This window comes from Bordetella flabilis, assembly GCF_001676725.1.
GTDB lineage: Bacteria > Pseudomonadota > Gammaproteobacteria > Burkholderiales > Burkholderiaceae_B > Bordetella_C > Bordetella_C flabilis.
This window is the reverse complement of record NZ_CP016172.1, coordinates 5291089-5309093: the sequence shown is the minus strand read 5'-3', so window position 1 is coordinate 5309093 and position 18005 is coordinate 5291089. Positions and strand designations below refer to the sequence as shown.

Annotated in this window: 14 protein-coding genes and 1 riboswitch; of the genes, 7 read left to right on the top strand and 7 right to left on the bottom strand. The window is 67.1% G+C overall.

Features of this window, described 5'->3' with window-relative positions; translation table 11 throughout:
- Positions 1 to 39: 39 nt before the first annotated feature.
- Both phoR and phoB read right to left on the bottom strand, forming a co-directional pair.
- Positions 40 to 1347: a phosphate regulon sensor histidine kinase PhoR gene (phoR, locus tag BAU07_RS23640; protein WP_066663262.1), complete on the bottom strand. Its 1308-nt coding sequence runs from the start codon at positions 1345 to 1347 to the stop codon at positions 40 to 42.
- On the bottom strand, positions 1344 to 2057 hold the full coding sequence (gene phoB / locus BAU07_RS23635; RefSeq protein WP_066663260.1) for a phosphate regulon transcriptional regulator PhoB: 714 nt from the start codon (positions 2055 to 2057) through the stop codon (positions 1344 to 1346). The genes phoR and phoB overlap by 4 nt, the downstream gene beginning before the upstream one ends.
- A gap of 142 nt (positions 2058 to 2199) precedes the next feature.
- On the opposite strand from phoB, the gene ubiE reads away from it, so the two are divergent.
- From ubiE to rfaE2, 6 genes are all read left to right on the top strand, one after another.
- On the top strand, positions 2200 to 2976 hold the full coding sequence (gene ubiE, locus BAU07_RS23630) for a bifunctional demethylmenaquinone methyltransferase/2-methoxy-6-polyprenyl-1,4-benzoquinol methylase UbiE (RefSeq protein ID WP_066663258.1): 777 nt from the start codon (positions 2200 to 2202) through the stop codon (positions 2974 to 2976).
- A 292-nt stretch (positions 2977 to 3268) separates the two neighbouring features.
- The gene (locus BAU07_RS23625; RefSeq protein WP_066663256.1) at positions 3269 to 4249 is read left to right on the top strand and encodes a Tim44 domain-containing protein; all 981 of its coding nucleotides are present in this window, start codon (positions 3269 to 3271) and stop codon (positions 4247 to 4249) included.
- Between the two features lie 183 nt (positions 4250 to 4432).
- Positions 4433 to 5143: a ubiquinone biosynthesis accessory factor UbiJ gene (locus BAU07_RS23620; RefSeq protein WP_066663254.1), complete on the top strand. Its 711-nt coding sequence runs from the start codon at positions 4433 to 4435 to the stop codon at positions 5141 to 5143.
- A gap of 3 nt (positions 5144 to 5146) precedes the next feature.
- Complete coding sequence (ubiB, locus tag BAU07_RS23615) at positions 5147 to 6703, top strand: ubiquinone biosynthesis regulatory protein kinase UbiB (RefSeq protein ID WP_157122415.1); 1557 nt, start codon at positions 5147 to 5149, stop codon at positions 6701 to 6703.
- Positions 6704 to 6955: 252 nt separating this feature from the next.
- Complete coding sequence (locus tag BAU07_RS23610) at positions 6956 to 7873, top strand: ferritin (protein ID WP_066663251.1); 918 nt, start codon at positions 6956 to 6958, stop codon at positions 7871 to 7873.
- 9 nt (positions 7874 to 7882) lie between these two features.
- Positions 7883 to 8371, top strand: a complete 489-nt coding sequence (gene rfaE2 / locus BAU07_RS23605; RefSeq protein ID WP_066663248.1) for a D-glycero-beta-D-manno-heptose 1-phosphate adenylyltransferase — start codon at positions 7883 to 7885, stop codon at positions 8369 to 8371.
- Positions 8372 to 8465: 94 nt separating this feature from the next.
- On the opposite strand, the gene BAU07_RS23600 is transcribed toward rfaE2, so the two are convergent.
- The 5 genes from BAU07_RS23600 to BAU07_RS23580 form a co-directional block, all read right to left on the bottom strand.
- Positions 8466 to 9146, bottom strand: coding sequence for a protein-L-isoaspartate O-methyltransferase family protein (locus BAU07_RS23600; RefSeq protein ID WP_066663245.1), 681 nt, complete (start codon positions 9144 to 9146; stop codon positions 8466 to 8468).
- Between the two features lie 58 nt (positions 9147 to 9204).
- Positions 9205 to 10014, bottom strand: a complete 810-nt coding sequence (gene thiD, locus BAU07_RS23595) for a bifunctional hydroxymethylpyrimidine kinase/phosphomethylpyrimidine kinase (protein WP_066663241.1) — start codon at positions 10012 to 10014, stop codon at positions 9205 to 9207.
- On the bottom strand, positions 10011 to 10799 hold the full coding sequence (locus tag BAU07_RS23590; RefSeq protein WP_066665675.1) for a thiazole synthase: 789 nt from the start codon (positions 10797 to 10799) through the stop codon (positions 10011 to 10013). Before BAU07_RS23590 ends, thiD begins: the two co-directional genes overlap by 4 nt.
- An 85-nt stretch (positions 10800 to 10884) precedes the next feature.
- Positions 10885 to 11775 (bottom strand): cobalamin-binding protein, encoded by an 891-nt coding sequence (locus tag BAU07_RS23585; RefSeq protein WP_066665674.1) that lies wholly within the window; start codon positions 11773 to 11775, stop codon positions 10885 to 10887.
- 110 nt (positions 11776 to 11885) lie between these two features.
- A complete protein-coding gene (locus BAU07_RS23580; protein ID WP_066663238.1) occupies positions 11886 to 13820 on the bottom strand; it encodes a TonB-dependent receptor domain-containing protein in 1935 nt (644 codons plus the stop codon).
- A 93-nt stretch (positions 13821 to 13913) separates the two neighbouring features.
- Positions 13914 to 14112: riboswitch (cobalamin riboswitch) on the bottom strand.
- Positions 14113 to 14186: 74 nt separating this feature from the next.
- Between BAU07_RS23580 and metH the strand changes: the two genes are divergently transcribed.
- The gene (metH, locus tag BAU07_RS23575; protein WP_066663236.1) at positions 14187 to 17978 is read left to right on the top strand and encodes a methionine synthase; all 3792 of its coding nucleotides are present in this window, start codon (positions 14187 to 14189) and stop codon (positions 17976 to 17978) included.
- The last annotated feature ends 27 nt before the right edge of the window (positions 17979 to 18005 follow it).

The window sequence follows — 18005 nt, the reverse complement described above, 5'->3', positions numbered from 1 at the left end:
TGACGATGGCCTGGCCGCGCGGCTGCGAGGCCGGCCCCTTCAGGCGGCTTCGTTCTCCACGACGCGCTCGGCGGGGAAGGTCAGCGAGAACGTGCTGCCCTTGCCGACTTCGCTGGCGATGCTCAGTTCGGCGTCATGGCGCATGGCGATGTGCTTGGTGATGGCCAGGCCCAGGCCGGTCCCGCCGACGGCGCGCGAGCGGCCGCGGTCCACGCGATAGAAGCGTTCGGTCAGCCGCGGGATGTGCCGGGCCGCGATGCCGATGCCGGTGTCCTGCACGCTGTAGCGCGCGCTGCCGCCGGGCAGCCGCTCCCAGCGCACGGTGATGGTGCCTTCGTCCGGGGTGTAGCGCACGGCGTTGGTCAGCAGGTTGGAAATGGCCGAGGACAGCTCGCTCTCCGCGCCCAGGACGTCCAGCGATTCGTCGAGGTGCCAGACCAGCATGTGGCGTCCAGCGGACAGCGCTTCGGCCTGCTGCCGCGCGGTCTGCAGCAGCGCGGCCATGCGGACGCGGTGCGGCTCCGCATTGGGCGAGGACTCCAGGGTCGACAAGGTCAGCAGGTCCGCGACGATGGCCTGCATGCGCTGCGCCTGTTCATGCATCATCGTCAGGTACTGGCCCCGCTGGTCCGCCGACAGCGCGTCTTCCGGCATTTCCCGCAGGGTTTCCAGGAAGCCGGCCAGCACGGTCAGCGGCGTGCGCAATTCATGCGAGACATTGGCCACGAAATCGCGCCGGGTGGTTTCCAGCTTCTCGATCTGCGTCACGTCACGGGTGATCAGCAGGCGCTGGTCGCGCGCGTAGGCCGTCAGTTGCATCATCAGCAGACGTTCCTGGCTGCCCACGGCCATCCTGACCAGGATGGGCTCCGGCCAATCGGCCTGGCGGCTGTATTCGATGAACTCCGGCGCCCGCACCAGATTCAGCAGGTTGCTGCCGCGATCGGCCGGCAGGCGCAGCCCCAGATGCTGGCGTGCCACGCGGTTGCACCAGTCGATCTGCAGGTCCTCGTTGAGAGTGACGGCGCCGTCCGGCAGGGCCTGTGCGGCGGCCAGCATGCCCTGCATCGCGTCGCGGCTTTCCGCCAGTTGGCGGGCCTGGGCCCGCACATGCCGGTACAGCGGCGCCAGGACATCGTCCCAGGGCCCGACAGCGGCCGGAGGCGCGGCTTCGGGATTGTTCGCCCACTGCGCCACCCGCTGCATGCGGGCGCTGCGCGCCAGCAAGGTGGTGGCCAGCGCGACGCACATCAGCAGCCAGCCGGCCGGGTCGCCGATGAGCCATTGGGCAAGGACGGCCAGGACCGCCCACACCACGATCAGGAGAACCGCACGCAACCAGATCATTGCGCGCCGGGTTTGCCCAAGGGGAGCTGGGCGGTGAAGCGGTATCCGCTGCCGCGCACGGTTTCCACGTGCGCGTCGTGCCCGGTCGGCTCCAGCGCCTTGCGCAGACGCCGGATATGGACGTCCACCGTGCGTTCCTCCACGAAGACATGGTCGCCCCAGACCTGGTCCAGCAACTGGGAGCGGGAGAACACGCGTTCGGGGTGGGTCATGAAGAAGTGCAGCAGGCGGAACTCGGTGGGACCGATCTGCAGCGGGTGCCCGCCGCCGTTGAGCCGGTGCGTCACGGGATCGAGCCGCAGGCCGCCCACATCGATGACATCGTCGGTCAGCTGGGGCGCGCGGCGGCGCAACACGGCCTTGATCCGCGCCATCAATTCCTTCGGCGAAAACGGCTTGGTGATGTAGTCGTCGGCGCCGGCCTCCAGCCCATCCACCTTGTCCTGTTCGGAGCCCTTGGCCGTCAGCATGATGACCGGCACGGTGCGCGTGCGTTCCTCGGTGCGCAGCTTGCGCGCCAGCGACAGCCCGGAGGTGCCGGGCAGCATCCAGTCCAGCAGGATCAGGTCCGGCAGCTCGGCGCGGATCAGCGTCTGGGCCTGATCGGCGTCGAAGGCGCGCAGCACCTTGTGGCCGGCGAACGACAGGTTCACGGCGATCAGTTCCTGGATGGCGGGTTCATCTTCGACGACGAGTATGGTGCTGGACATGTTGGCTGCTGCGTAAGGTGGCGTGCGGATGGGGAGGGCGCGAACATTGCGATAGTATGGCCGTAATATTTCAGGTATGTGACTCCCGGGCGGTCCGCGGGCACGATCGGCTACCATAGCCCGTTGATCCGGGAAATCCACCATGCAGAACCCTTCCGTACCGCCCGCGGACACATCGTCGTCGTCCGGCACCACCCACTTCGGCTTCAAGACGGTCGCCGAGGCCGAAAAAGCCGCCAAGGTCGCTGAAGTCTTCCATTCCGTCGCATCGCGCTACGACGTCATGAACGACCTCATGTCGGGTGGCATGCACCGCATATGGAAGGCTTTCACCATCGGCCGGGCGGCCGTGCGTCCGGGCATGAAGGTGCTGGACATCGCCGGCGGCACGGGGGACCTCGCGCGCGCCTTCGCGCGCCGCGCCGGGCCCGAAGGACAGGTGTGGCTGACCGACATCAATGATTCCATGCTGCGCGTGGGACGCGACCGGCTGGCGGACGACGGGCTGCTGCTGCCGGTGGCGGTCTGCGATGCCGAGCGCCTGCCTTTTCCCACGGGCTACTTCGACCGCGTCACCGTGGCCTTCGGCCTGCGCAATATGACGCACAAGGACCGTGCGCTGGCGGAAATGAGCCGGGTGCTCAAGCCGGGCGGCAAGCTGCTGGTGCTGGAATTCTCCCGTGTGGCCAAGCCGCTTGCGCCCGTGTACGACTGGTACTCCTTCAATGTGCTGCCGTGGCTGGGCCGCAAGGTCGCCAGGGACGAGGCCAGTTACCGCTATCTTGCGGAGTCCATCCGCATGCATCCCGACCAGGAAACCCTGGCGGGCATGCTGCGCGACGCCGGACTGGAGCGTGTGCAGTATTTCAACCTGACGGCCGGTGTCGTCGCCCTGCACGAAGGCGTACGGCTGGCCTGAAACCCCAGGCCTGAAATCGCGGCCCGATCCCGGTCTGCCCCGCACCGCTGCCTCCCGCTGGGTCCCTGCCACGCGCGCCGTGGCAGCACGTGCTTGTGCGCCGCGGCGGCGCCAGGGACGGGGCGGCTTGTGACCTTCGACAAAGTCGGATATTCTGTAGTCATTCAGGTTTCTGTAAGATAAAACGGAAGCCAGGTGAATGAGGGGATCGGCACAATGTGCGCGGTCCCACCGCGCTGCAACCAGCCCTTGGGGGCGGGACGGCGCGGTAGACGTACTACAGGAGCACACCATGTCAGGCTGTTCTTATCGTCGGTTCGTGGCTGCGGCGCTGGTCGCCGTTGCCGGTATCGCCATGATCGCCACCTCGTTCGACGCTGAAGCGCGCCGGGCTGGCGGAGGCGGCAGTTTCGGGCGCCAATCTTCCAACGTGACCACGCAGCGGCAGGCGACGCAGCCGCCCGCGGCCACCAACCAGGCGGGTTCCGCGGCCGCGCCGGCCGCCGGCGCCGCCACCGCGGGTGCCGCCACCGCTGGCGCGCGTAGCGGCGCCTCGCGTTGGCTGGGGCCCATCGCCGGCATCGCCGCCGGCCTGGGTATTGCCGCGCTGCTGTCGCACCTGGGCCTGTCGGCCGCCTTCGCCGAAATGCTGGGCAGCCTGCTGCTGATCGCGCTGGTCGTCTTCGCGGTCCTGTTCATCGTCCGCCGCCTGCGCGGTGGCGCGCCCCGTCCGGCCATGCAAGGCGCCTATGGCGCGGCCGGCCAGCGCGATGCGACTTCGGCGCCTGCCTGGCGCGAGGCGCTGCCGGCCTCCGGTACGTCCGTGGGCGCTGCGGCCCCCGCGTCGACCACGGCCGCGGCGACTGCGGGCACGGATAGCAATTGGTTTATTCCGGGCGATTTCGATACGCAGCGCTTCCTGCAACAGTCCAAAGAGCAATTCGTCCGCATCCAGGGTATCTGGGACAAGGGTGATACCGAAGGCCTGCGCGAGTACCTCACCGATGACCTGGTATCCGAGCTCAAGCCCCAGCTGGAAGAGCGGCGCGGCGCTCCCAGCCGTACCGAAGTGGTGCTGCTGAACGCGGAAATGCTGGGCATCGAGACTGTGTCGGACGGCCATCTGGCCAGCGTCCGGTTCTCCGGCATGCTGCGCGAAGAGCAAGGCGCCGAAGCCTTCCGCTTCGAGGAGGTCTGGAATCTCTTCAAGCCTGCGCAAGGCGGCTGGCTGCTGGCCGGGATCCAGCAGATTCCCGTGCAAGCCGCCGGCTGATCGCCGGGCTACGTTGACTTCTTCCGCGGTTTGCCTTGCTCGGGCAACCGCCCTCACGCCGGCTCTTGTGGGCCGGCTTTTTTTATGCCGACGCGGGGCGGCCGCCGGACAAGGCCGGTACCGCAGACCCGGTAAACTTGCGGTCTGACCCAGACCCGGCGCCGTGGCGCCCCTGCCGTACATATGTTGCCCATACCCGCTCTGCCCGATCCCACGCGTCTGCCCGTGCGCGCGCTGAACGCCCTGTTGAGGCGCGAGGACTGGGCGCGCGCGCGCCTGGCGCGGCATGGCGGCAAGACCGTGCGCCTGGCCGCCGGCGCGTTCAAGCTGAGCCTGACCATCGACAGCGAGGGCTACACCGACATCGCCGACCGCGCCATCGTGCCGGACGTGACATTGACGGTCGACCCGGCGCGGTTCAGCGTCGTGCGGCTGCTGCGAGGCCCGGGCGACGGCGCTCTGCAGTCGGATCCGGCGGCCACGGCGCGGGCGCGCGCCGACGCCATCGCCGATATGACGCATATTTCCGGCGATGCCGGCCTGGCCCAGGTCGTCGCCGAACTGGCGGCCCAGTTGCGCTGGGATGCCGAGGACGACATGGCGCGCCTGATCGGCGATATCCCCGCGATGCGCCTGGCGGGCGGCGCGCGCGCCCTGTCGGCCGGGCTGCGCAATGCTGCGTCGCGGCTGGGAAGCAATCTGGCGGAATACCTGTCGCAGGAGCAGCCGGTGCTTACGGCGCGGCCTTCGATGGAGGCCTGGCACGAGGGCGTGGCGCAGGCGCAGGCGTCCATCGAGGCCCTGCATGCCCGCGCGACGGCCCTGCAGGCCCGTGTCGGGCGCCTGGGAGCGGGTCGCGGCGCGGCCTCCTATCGCGGCAAGGGCGGCACCTGAGCGATGCTGACGACCTTTCTCCGTTTCGTCCGCATCGTTGTCGTGGCCCTGCGTTATGGGCTGGACGAACTGGTGCTGTCCAGCCTGAATCATCCGCTGGCCACGTTCGTGCTGCGTGTCATCCGCTTGGGGACCCGTCCACGCGCGCCGCGCGGGGTGCGGTTGCGGCGTGCACTGGAATCCCTGGGGCCGATCTTCGTCAAGTTCGGCCAGGTGCTTTCCACGCGGCGCGACCTGATTCCGGCCGATATCGCGGCGGAACTGGCGCTGCTGCAGGACCGCGTGCCGCCGTTCCCCTCGGAGCAGGCGGCGCAGTGCATCGAGGCCGCCCTCGGCGCGCCGCCCGCCGTGCTGTTCAAGCATTTCGAGGTCGATCCGGTAGCCTCCGCATCGATCGCGCAGGTCCACTTCGCCGTCCTGCACGACGGCCGCGAGGTCGCGGTGAAGGTCTTGCGCCCTGGCATGCTGGGCATCATCGAGAAAGACCTGACCTTGTTGCGGATGGTCGCCTCGATCATCGAACGGCTGGGGCCCGACGGTCGCCGCCTGAAACCCCGCGAGGTGGTGGCCGAGTTCGACAAGTACTTGCATGACGAGCTGGACCTGGTGCGCGAAGCCTCCAATTGCAGCCAGCTGCGGCGCAACTTCGGCGCCGATACCGGCCGCGCCGGCATATTGATCGTGCCCGAGGTGATCTGGGAATTCACCGCCAACACGGTGTTCACCATGGAACGCATGTACGGCATCCCGGTCGGGCAGATCGAGCGGCTGCGCGCGGCCAACATCGACATCCAGAAGCTGGCGCGCACCGGCGTGGAGATTTTCTTCACCCAGGTCTTCAGCGACGGTTTCTTCCACGCCGATATGCACCCGGGCAATATCTATGTGTCCGACCGGCCCGAGACGCTTGGGCACTATATCGCCCTGGATTTCGGCATCGTCGGTTCCTTGTCGGAGTTCGACAAGAACTATCTGGCGCAGAACTTCCTGGCCTTTTTCCGCCGCGACTACCGGCGCGTGGCGCAACTGCATATCGAGTCGGGCTGGGTGCCCGCGGGTACGCGCGAAGAAGAACTGGAAGGCGCCGTGCGGGCCGTCTGCGAACCGTATTTCGACCGCCCGCTTTCCGAGATCTCGCTGGGCCAGGTCCTGCTGCGGCTATTCCAGACCTCGCGCCGCTTCAACGTCGAGATCCAGCCGCAACTGGTCCTGCTGCAGAAGACGCTGCTGAATGTCGAAGGGCTGGGCCGCGAACTCGACCCCAACCTCGATCTCTGGAAGACCGCCAAGCCGTATCTGGAACGCTGGATGCGCGAACGCATGGGCTGGGCGGGATTCAGGACGCAGTTGGAGAAGGAAGCGGCGCAATGGTCGCAACTGTTGCCGGCGCTGCCTCGCCTGCTGCACGAAAACCTGAACCGCGCCAACGTGGAACCCGCCACGCTTGTCGAACTGGCGCGTCTGCGCAAGGCCGTGGAACACGGCAACCGCCTGCGGTCGGTGGCGACGGCGGTGCTGGCCATCGGCGTTGCGCTGATCGTCTGGTTCTCCACGCGATGATGCCGCCGCGCCACACGCCGTATTCGTCCGCGCCGGGCAGCGGCGAACCGCGCCGTCGCCGTCATGGTTCTGCCATCTATTTGTCATCAAGGCTTCGCATGCAACGGCGATAACTAAGCCAGGCGTAAGAATCCGCCGCCGTTGCCTTTCACCACAGCGATCGCATTCCGGATTTCAGAAGCGATGCGCGCCCGTGCCGCCATGTAACCCCATGGCCGACTGTGCGGGACACCTTACTTTTGGGCCAACACCATGCTTTATCCGCAACTATTCAAATCCATGGAAGCCGTGCGCTGGAATATGTCGACCGATATTCCGTGGGATGACTTCGATGGCGCCAAGCTGTCCGATGAGCAGGCGCGGACCATCAAGATGAACGCCATCACCGAATGGGCAGCCCTGCCCGCGACGGAAATGTTCCTGCGCGACAACCACGGCGACAGCGATTTCTCCGCCTTCATGTCGGTGTGGTTCTTCGAGGAGCAGAAGCATTCGCTGGTGCTCATCGAGTACCTGCGCCGCTTCCGCCCGGACCTGATGCCCACCGAGGAAGAGCTGCACAAGGTGCGCTTCGAGTTCGATCCCGCGCCGGCGCTGGAAACCCTCATGCTGCATTTCTGCGGTGAAGTCCGCCTGAACCACTGGTACCGCTGCGCCGCGGACTGGCATACCGAGCCGGTCATCCGCGCCATCTACAAGACCATCTCGCAGGACGAGGCGCGCCATGCCGGCGCTTACCTGCAGTACATGCGCCGCGCCCTGTTCGAGCGCGGCGAAGCCATACAGGCGCAGGCCAAGCTCGCCTTCTCCAAGATCGGGATGCTGATGGCCTCGGCGGGCCGCACCGCCCAGGCCCTGCATCCCACCAACCTGCACGTCAACAAGGCGCTGTTCCCCAATGACACCATCCAATGCCGCCTGCCGGAACCAGGCTGGCTGGAACGCTGGCTGGACACGCAGATCCGCTTCGACGGCATGTGGGAGAAGAAAGTGGGCGACCGCATCCTGCATATCCTGTCCCGGCTGCTGGACCGCAGCTTCGACTCCGTCAAGGACCTGAACCGCTACCGCAAGGAGGCGCTGGCCGCCATGGGCGGCGCCGCCATCGAAGAGGCCCACGGCACCATGGCCAATGCGGTGCAGCGGCCCAACGCGCCGGCGCTCTCGTAGAATGCCGGCATGACCGCCCGTTTCGAATCCAAGATCCTTACGCCCCGGCAGTGCCTGGACGCCGTCGCCGGCGGCCGGCTGCCGCGTCCGCTGGTATTCACCAACGGGGTGTTCGACATCCTGCATCGCGGACATGTGACCTACCTGGACGAAAGCGCGCAACTGGGCGCCGCGCTGGTCGTCGCCGTCAATACGGATGCGTCGGCCCGTCGCCTGGGCAAGGGTCCGGATCGGCCGCTCAATAGCCAGGAAGACCGTGCGGCGCTGCTGGCCGCGCTGGCATGCGTGGACGCCGTCACGACCTTCGACGAGGACACGCCGGAAGCGCTGATCGCGCTGTTGCGCCCCGACGTGATCGTGAAAGGCGGCGACTACGACATGGAAAAACTGCCGGAAACCGCCCTGGTGAAGAGCTGGGGAGGCCGCGCCGTGGCGGTGCCCTTCGCGTTCTCGCGCTCGACCACCGCACTGGTGCGCAAGATCCGGCAGGGCGGTTGACGCGCCGCGCGGCGGCGGGTGGCGTCCGGCCTGGCGCGCCTGGGTCGCGGCCGGTGGGGCGGCACCCGGCCGCCCACGCCGTCGAGGCAAACGCCTAGAACTTGAACTGCGACACGGTCGCGCCGCGCAGCGGCTTGATGACCGTTTCGAACAGGTTGACGGTCTCGAAACTGGCCGCCGTGGTCCGCGTGATGCGACAGGCCGTCATGATGGGCGCCGTGCCGACCACCACGACCAGCCGTCCGCCGATGCGCAACTGGTATTTCAGGCCGTCGGGAACGACCGGCACCGAACCGGTAAGCAGAATGGCGTCGTATTCGGTGGTGCCCCAGCCATTGCGCCCGTCGCCGGTTTCCACCTTGACGTTGCCGACGTTGTTCATCTGCAGGTTCTGCTGGGCGAAGGCGGCCAGGCGGCTGTCGATCTCCACCGTCGTGACCTGCTGCGCCAGGGCGCCCAGCAGGGCGGCCTGGTAGCCCGAACCGGTGCCGATCTCCAGCACGGCGTCGCTGGGCGCCAGCAGCAGCTCCTGCGTCAGGCGGGCTTCCACCTTGGGCGCCAGCATGGTTTCCCGGGTGTCCACCGCATTGATTTCCAGCGGGATTTCCAGGTCCGAGAACGCCAGCGACCGCAGCGCCGGCGGCACGAATTGCTCGCGGCGCACCTTGAAGAGGGCGGCCAGCACCTTTTCGTCCAGCACCTCCCAGGGGCGGATCTGCTGTTCCACCATGTTGAAGCGGGCTTTTTCGACGTCGGGCAAAGTGGAGGCGTTCATGACAGCAGCAAAGAAGAGTTCAGGGGGCAACGCGGGATTGTACCGCCGCGCCGCCCGCCTACCACCACGCGTGGAAATGGTGGACCGGACCGTGGCCCTTGCCGACCTCCAGGCGGTCGGCGTGGCGGATGGCTTCGGTGAGATAGGCCTTGGCGCGCCGCGCGGCTTCGGGGACGTCGCCGGTCTGGGGTATCAGCGCGGCCAGGGCGGCCGATAGGGTGCAGCCGGTGCCGTGCGTGTTGCGCGTGTCGATGCGGCCGCCCGGCAGTTCGATCATGCGGTCGCCGTCGTGCAGCAGGTCTATGGTCTCGTCGCCCGGCAGGTGCCCGCCCTTGAGCATGACCCAGCGCTGCCCGCTGTGCGCCAGCTTGTTGCGCAGCCGTTCGGCCACGCGGCGCATTTCCTTCAGCGTCTCCACCGGGCGCTCTTCCAGCAGCACGCCGGCTTCGGGCAGGTTGGGGGTCAGCACCGTGGCCTGGGGCAGCAGCGCTTCGCGCAGCACGCCGACGGCGTCGCGGTCCAGCAGCAGGTCGCCGCTCTTCGCCACCATGACGGGGTCCAGCACCACATGCGGCGCCTGCCAGCGTGCGAGCTTTTCGGCCACCACCTGGATCACGGGCTGCTGGCCCAGCATGCCGATCTTGACCGCGTCGATGCGCAGGTCGGCGAACAGGGCGTCGATCTGCTGCCCGACGAAAGACGGCGGCACCGGTGCGACGCTCATCACGCCCTGGGTGTTCTGCGCCGTCAGCGCGGCGATCACCGCGCAACCGTAGGCGCCCAGGGCGCTCATGGCTTTCACATCGGCCAATACGCCGGCACCCCCGGAGGGGTCGACGCCGGCGATGGAGAGCGCGTTGGGGATCATCGCACCACGCCTTCCACCGGCGATGACGGCGAGGCGCTGTAGAGCTTGCGGGGCATGCGGCCGGCCAGGAAGGCTTCGCGGCCGGCCTCCACGGCTTTTTTCATGGCGCTGGCCATCAGGACGGGATTTTTGGCGCCGGCGATGGCGGTGTTCATCAGTACGCCGTCGCAGCCCAGCTCCATCGCGATCGCGGCATCCGACGCCGTGCCCACGCCGGCGTCGACGAGCACCGGCACGCGCGCCTGGTCGATGATGAGGCGCAGGTTCCAGGGATTCAGGATGCCCATGCCCGAGCCGATCAGCGAGGCCAGCGGCATGACGGCCACCGCGCCCAGGTCTTCCAGCATGCGCGCCTGGATCGGATCGTCGGTGCAGTAGACCATGACCTTGAAGCCCTCTTTGACCAGCGTCTCCGTGGCCTTGAGGGTCTCCGGCATGTTGGGAAACAGCGTGTGCGGGTCGCCCAGCACTTCGAGCTTGACCAGATCGTGGCCGTCCAGCAGCTCGCGCGCCAGCCGCAAGGTACGCACGGCTTCCTCGGCGTTGTAGCAGCCGGCGGTATTGGGCAGATAGGTGAAGCGCGACGTCGGCACGAAGTCCAGCAGGCTGGGCTCGTTGGCGTTCTGGCCCAGGTTCACGCGGCGGATGGCGACCGTGACGATTTCGCAGCCGCTGGCGTCCAGCGCCTGGCGCGTCTGTTCGAAGTCCTGGTACTTGCCGGTACCGACCAGCAGGCGCGACCGGAAAGTGCGGCCGGCGACGGTGAGGGTGTCTTGGGATGGCATGGCGAAAGCAGCGGAAGGTGACCGCGCGCCCGGATGGCGCGGGACGAATCCCGTCATCATAAAGCAGCGCGGCGCGCAGGGCGGCTCAGCGGGTCCGATCCAGCGCCTCGCACAGCGCTTCCGTGGCGGCGATCAGCCGCGGCCCGGGGCGATACAGGGCGTCGGCATCGATGCCGAAGACGTGGCCCGCGAGCGCCGCCGGCAGCGCGTACCCGCGCCAGGTCGAGAGGGTTGCTTGCAGGCTCTGCGCGCTGCCGCTGCCGGCCACGATGGCGTCGGGACGCGCGGCCAGCACGGCCTCGGCCGATACCTGGGGCGCGGTGACGGCGGCGTCGGCGAAAACATTGACACCACCGCACAGTCGCAGCGCGTCGCTGACGATGCTGCGGCCGTTCAACGTATACAGCGGCTCGCGCCCGGCCTGGATGAACACCCGCACCGGCTTGCGGCCGGCGTAGCGCCGCGCCAGCGCATCGATGCGGGCGCGCAGGGCCGCAGCCGCGGGCGCGGCGACGTCACTCGTGCCGAACAGCACGCCCATTTTTTCCAGGGCGGCGGGAATGTCGCGCAGCGTCTGCGGATCGCTGTAGAACACCGGCACATCCAGGTTGCGCAACACGGGCAGCAGCGGTGCCGCGCCGCCGGGCAACCAGGCGATGACCAGGTCGGGCTTGAGCGCCACGACGCGTTCGGCATCGGGTTCCAGCGCGTCGCCTATGGACGGCAGGGTGCGCGCCTGGGACGGGTAATCGCTGCCGCGTGCCACGCCGGCCAGCCGGTCGCCGGCGCCGGCCGCGTAGACCAGTTCGGTGGCGTGCGGAGCCAAGGAGATGGCACGCGCGGCGGGATGGGGCAGGCGCACCGTGCGGCCCTGGTCGTCCTGTACGGAAAGGAGGGTGGGGGCCGTGCCGGCGGCGGCTGCCGCGCGCGCGGTCGCGGCCGTGAAACCCAAGGCGGCCGCGGCGGCGAACACCATCGCCGTGGCCGTGGCCTTCGCCACCGTCACCGCGACGGCGGTCAGCGCCGTGTTCGCTGCCGGGATCGCCTTGCGCCAAGTCCGCATGCCGTGCCGCCAGTCCGTTCGCTTCACATGCGCCAGGTCAGGTTCACGAAGGCGTTCGAGCCCGGCGTGTTGTAGCCCTGTACCAGGGTGTACTGCTTGTCCAGCACGTTGTTCCAGCGCAGTTGCACCTGCAGGTTGCGCGTCAGGTCATAGGAAGCCAGCAGGTTGAGCAGCCCGTAGCCGCCCAGCCGGTCGCCGGTCAACGCATCGACGCGATCCCCGCTGACGTACCATTCGGCGCCGAGCAGCAAGTCGCCCAGCCGATGGTCGCCGGACAGCCGCAGCACCTTCTTCGCCCGCTGCGGCAGCCGCTTGTCCTCGTCCGTGTTGCGCGGGTCGCTCAGGTCCAGGCTGGCGCGCAGGCGGGTGTTGCCGAACTTCTTCATGCCCGTAAAGGTAACCCCTTCCAGCAGGGCATGGGACACGTTGTAGGGTTGGAAGGCGCTGAAGGGGTCCGCCGGGTCCACCGCCTGGTTGACGATCAGGTTCTTGACCTTGTTGCGGTAGTACGTGATGCCGAACTCGCTGTCGTCGTCCAGGTAGCGCAGGCTGGCCTCGACATTGCGCGACGTTTCCGGCCGCAGATCGGGATTGCCGACGAAAAAGCCGTCGTTGGGCCAATACAGTTCATTGAAGTCCGGCGCGCGGAAGCCCGTGCTGGCGCCCACCGTGGCGCGGATCCTGCGCGTGATGTCGTAGCCGTAGCTCAACCCGCCGGTGGTGTGGTTACCGAACTGGGAATTGTCGTCGTTGCGCAGGCTGGCTTGCAGGTGGTGCGCGCCGAAATCCGCCAGGTAGACGCCGGTGAAGGAATTCACGTGCCGGCGGGTCTGGGTGAAGTTCCCGAACGACACCGGGAAGTCGTTGAAGTTCGGAATGTCCCCGTCCACGCGCTGTTCCAGGTGCTCATAGGCCAGGGTCACTTTCTGCCCGGTCGCCAGTTGCAGGTCGTTCTGCCACAGCAACTGGTCCTGGCGGGTGCGGAAGGTGGTCTTGCCATCCGGGCTGGAGCCGAACAGTTCATCGCCCGGGGCGTTTTCCGAACGGTTCTTGTCCAGCGTGCTGCCGACGCGCAGCGTGCTCTGCCACACATCCGTCAGGCGGTTGGTGCTGGTCAGCGAGAATCCCTGTACGTCCTGGATCGAGCGGTCGTTGAACGCAGGCATGCCATTGTCATAGCCGCCGTTCAGGTGGGTCTCGTAGAACTGCGCGCTCAGCGTCTGCCCGGGCTTCCACTCGTAGCCCAGCGAGGCCGCGACATTGCGTTCGTAGTAGCTGTCATGATCCGGGTTGTGCAGGAAGCTCTTGTCGTTGGTCGCGTCGAAGCCATGGCTTTGCTGGTAGCTGCTCGACAGGCTGTAGGTCCAGCCCTGCGCGGCGCCCGACAGGCCGGCGCTATAGCTGCTGGTGCCGTAGGTGCCGCCCCCGATGGAGGTGTAGGCCGACAGCGGCTTGTCGGCGTCGCGTCGCGTGATGATATTGATGACGCCGCCCAGGGCGTCCGCCCCATACAGGCTGCTGGCCGCGCCGCGCACGATTTCGATGTGGTCGATGCTGCCGGCCGGAATGGCGTTCAGGGCCGCCAGGCCATTGGTGGCGTTGTTGATGCGCTGTCCGTCCACCAGCACCAGGGTCTGGTTGCTGTTGGCGCCCCGCATGAACAGGCTGGTGACGGTCTGCGGCCCGCCGTTGTTGGCGTACTCGATGCCGTGCGTGCGGGACAGGACTTCCGCCAGGCTGCTTTGCCCGGCGCTCTCCAGTGTCTCGCGGTCGATGACGCTGACGTCGCCCAGCACATCGCGCGCGACCTGCGGCGTGCGGCTGGCCGTGACGACCACGGTGTCGAGCTGGGAAACGGGCGTTGCGCCGGTACTGGCCGGGTTTTGTTGGGCGCCGGCCCATATCGGAGCCAGGCAGGCGAGCAGCCCGGCGCATTGCCGGGTGAAAGGGGGCTTCATAACGAGACCTCGTCGGGACGCGCGACCCCGCACGTCGTTCACGGAAACCGGAAGCCGGCATGCGATGGCTCTGCGGCCTTGTCGCGGTGCGCGTCTTCCCCGGGCGAACCGGCCGGTATCGGGCTGTCATGCTGTCCGGCCGGATGGCCGGCAGCATGAGGACCGTTGCGGGGGCAGCACAGGCCGAGGAGCCGGCAGCCGCTACGCGGGCCGCCGCCTGGATCCTTTCCTGTTTCCCGTTTACCTTTCACCGCGCGGATGCGCTGAAAGCACCGATTCGAGGGGGCGGAATGTATCACGGGCCTTTTTGCCTGTGTGCTTTGTTACCATTCAGGATTGCCCAGGCGCTTCGCCCCGCCGCCACTGATGCAGGATCGCCCCGTGTCGTCTTACCCCGCCTTGCCCTATCCCTTGTCTTCGTACACCCATGGTGCCGACTTCGTCCGTGCCCTGGAGCGCCGCATCCTGATCCTGGACGGGGCGATGGGTACGATGATCCAGCGCTACAAGCTGTCCGAAGCAGATTTCCGCGGCGAACGCTTCGTCGAGCATGGCAAGGACCTGAAGGGCGACAACGAGCTGCTGTCGCTGACCCGTCCGCAGGTCATCGCCGAGATCCACCGGCAGTACCTGGAGGCGGGCGCGGACGTCATCGAAACCAACACCTTCGGCGCGACGTCCATTGCGCAGGGCGACTACGAACTGCCGGAGCTGGCCTATGAGCTGAACCTTGCCTCGGCGCGGCTCGCGCGCGAGGCCTGTGATGCGTACAGCACGCCCGAACGGCCGCGTTTCGTCGCCGGGGCGCTGGGGCCGCAACCGAAGACCGCGTCGATCTCCCCGGATGTCAACGATCCGGGCGCGCGCAATGTCACGTTCGACGAACTGCGCGATGCCTATGTCGAGCAGTTGAACGGCCTGCTCGACGGCGGCATCGACCTGGTCCTGATCGAAACGATCTTCGATACGCTGAACGCCAAGGCGGCCATCTTCGCGGTCGAGCAGGTCTTCGAGCAGCGTTCGGTGCGGCTGCCCGTCATGATCTCCGGCACGGTGACCGACGCCTCCGGACGCATCCTGTCGGGCCAGACGGTCGAGGCCTTCTGGAATTCGGTGCGCCATGCGCGTCCCGTCACCATCGGCCTGAACTGCGCGCTGGGCGCGGCGCTGATGCGCCCCTATGTTGCGGAGCTTTCCAAGATCTGCGACACCTATGTGTGCGTGTATCCGAACGCCGGCCTGCCCAATCCCATGAGCGACACGGGCTTCGACGAAACGCCCGACGATACCTCGTCCCTGCTGGAGGAGTTCGCGCGCGCAGGCCTGGTCAACATGGCGGGCGGCTGCTGTGGCACGACGCCGGACCATATCCGCGCCATCGCCGCCAAAGTGGCCACGCTGTCCCCCCGCGTGGTGCCGGAGGTACCGGTCAAGACGCGCCTGTCCGGCCTGGAGCCGCTGAACATCGACGAGGAAACGCTATTCGTCAACGTGGGCGAGCGCACCAACGTGACGGGCAGCAAGATGTTCGCGCGCCTGATTCGCGAGGAAAAGTACGACGAGGCGCTGACCGTCGCGCGCCAGCAGGTGGAGAACGGCGCGCAGATCATCGACATCAACATGGACGAGGCCATGCTGGATTCGGTGGCCTGCATGACGCGTTTCCTGAACCTGATCGCGTCCGAACCCGACATCGCGCGCGTGCCGGTGATGATCGACAGTTCCAAATGGGAAGTCATCGAGGCCGGCCTCAAATGCGTGCAAGGCAAGCCCGTGGTCAACTCCATCTCCATGAAGGAGGGGGTGGAGGCTTTCCTGCATCATGCGCGCCTGTGCCGCCGCTACGGCGCGGCCATGGTGGTCATGGCCTTCGACGAACAGGGCCAGGCCGATTCGCTGGAGCGCCGCAAGGAAATCTGCGCGCGCGCCTACGACCTGCTGGTCAAGCAGGAAGGCTTCAGCCCCGAGGACATCATCTTCGATCCCAATGTGTTCGCGATCGCCACCGGCATCGAGGAACACAACCGCTACGCGGTGGACTTCATCGAAGGTACGGCGTGGATCCGCAAGAACCTTCCCCACGCGCGCATTTCCGGCGGCATCTCGAATGTCAGTTTCTCGTTCCGCGGCAACGAGCCCATGCGCGAAGCCATCCATACGGTCTTCCTGTACTACGCCATTCGCGAAGGACTGACGATGGGCATCGTCAATGCCGGCCAGTTGGGCGTCTACGCCGACCTTGAGCCGCGCCTGCGCGACCTGGTCGAGGACGTGGTGCTGGACCGAGCGGAACCCGTGGGCAAGACCGATGCCGATGACGAGCGCACGCCGACCGAACGCCTGGTGCAGTTCGCCGAAACGGTAAAGGGCTCGGGCGCGCGCAGGGAAGAGGACCTGGCCTGGCGCGCGTGGCCGGTGGAACAGCGGCTGGCGCATGCGCTGGTGCACGGCATCACCACCTTTATCGTCGAGGACACGGAGACCGTGCGCCAGCAGATCGCCGATCGCGGCGGCCGGCCGATCGAGGTAATCGAAGGCCCCCTGATGGACGGCATGAACATCGTGGGCGACCTGTTCGGCGAGGGCAAGATGTTCCTGCCGCAGGTAGTGAAGTCCGCCCGCGTGATGAAGCAGGCGGTGGCCCACCTTGTGCCCTATATCGAAGAGGAAAAGCGGCAGATCGCCGCCGCGGGCGGCGATGTTCGCGCCAAGGGCAAGATGGTCATCGCCACGGTCAAGGGCGACGTCCATGACATCGGCAAGAACATTGTGTCGGTGGTGCTCCAGTGCAATAACTTCGAAGTCGTCAACATGGGCGTGATGGTGCCCTGCGCCCAGATCCTGGAGAAGGCGAAGGAAGAAAAGGCCGACATCGTCGGCCTGTCCGGGCTGATTACGCCCAGCCTGGAAGAAATGGCCTACGTCGCCTCGGAAATGCAGCGCGACCCGTATTTCCGCGACCGCAAGGTCCCGCTGATGATAGGTGGGGCCACCACCAGCCGCGTGCATACGGCCGTGAAGATCGCGCCCAACTATGAGGGGCCGGTGGTCTACACCCCGGACGCCAGCCGCGCGGTGGGCGTGGCCACCAACCTGGTGTCCGACCAGGCCGACGCCTTCGTCGCCGACATCAAGCAGGAGTACGAAGATGTGCGGCGGCGCCATGCGAACCGCAAGGCCGCGCCGCTCGTGTCCCTGGCCGACGCGCGTGCCGCGCGGCCGGCCATCGACTGGTCATCCTATGTGCCCCCGCGTCCCAAGTACATCGGCCGGCGCACATTCAAGCACTACGACCTTGCCGAGATCGCCACCTACATCGATTGGACGCCGTTCTTCCAGACCTGGAGCCTGTTCGGCCAGTTCCCGGCCATCCTGGACGACAAGGTGGTGGGCGAGCAGGCGCGCAAGGTGTACGCCGATGCCCAGGCCATGCTCAAGCGCATCGTCGAGGGCCGGTGGCTGTCTGCCAACGGCGTGGTGGCCTTTTATCCGGCCAACCGCGTCAATGAAGAAGACATCGAAGTCTACGCCGACGAAACCCGGGAGCGCGTGCTGTTCACATGGCGCAACCTGCGCCAGCAGGGGGCCAAGCGCGAGGGCGTCAGCAACAAGTGCCTGGCCGACTACATCGCCCCCAGGGACAGCGGCGTGGTGGACTATATCGGCGTGTTCGCCGTCACCGCCGGACTCGGTATCGAGAAGAAGGAAGCCGAGTTCCAGGCGGCCCACGACGACTATTCCAGCATCATGCTAAAGGCCCTGGCGGACCGCCTGGCGGAAGCCTATGCCGAATGCCTGCATGCCCGCGTGCGGCGCGACCTGTGGGGCTATGCGGCCGACGAAACCTTGGACAACCAGGCCCTGATCGCCGAGAAATATGCCGGCATACGCCCCGCGCCCGGCTATCCGGCCTGCCCCGAACATGTGGTCAAGCAGGATATGTTCCAGACACTCGACGCGGCCGAGGTGGGCATCGAGCTGACGGAAAGCTATGCCATGTTCCCGGCGTCGAGCGTGTGCGGCTTCTACATCAGCCATCCCGATTCGCAGTACTTCAACGTGGGCACCATCGGCGAGGACCAGTTGAAGGACTACATCGCACGCAGCGGCCGCAGCGAGCAGGACGTGCGCCGCACGCTGGGGCCCGTGCTGGGCTAGGGGGCCGGAAAGCACGCGGCGGCGGGC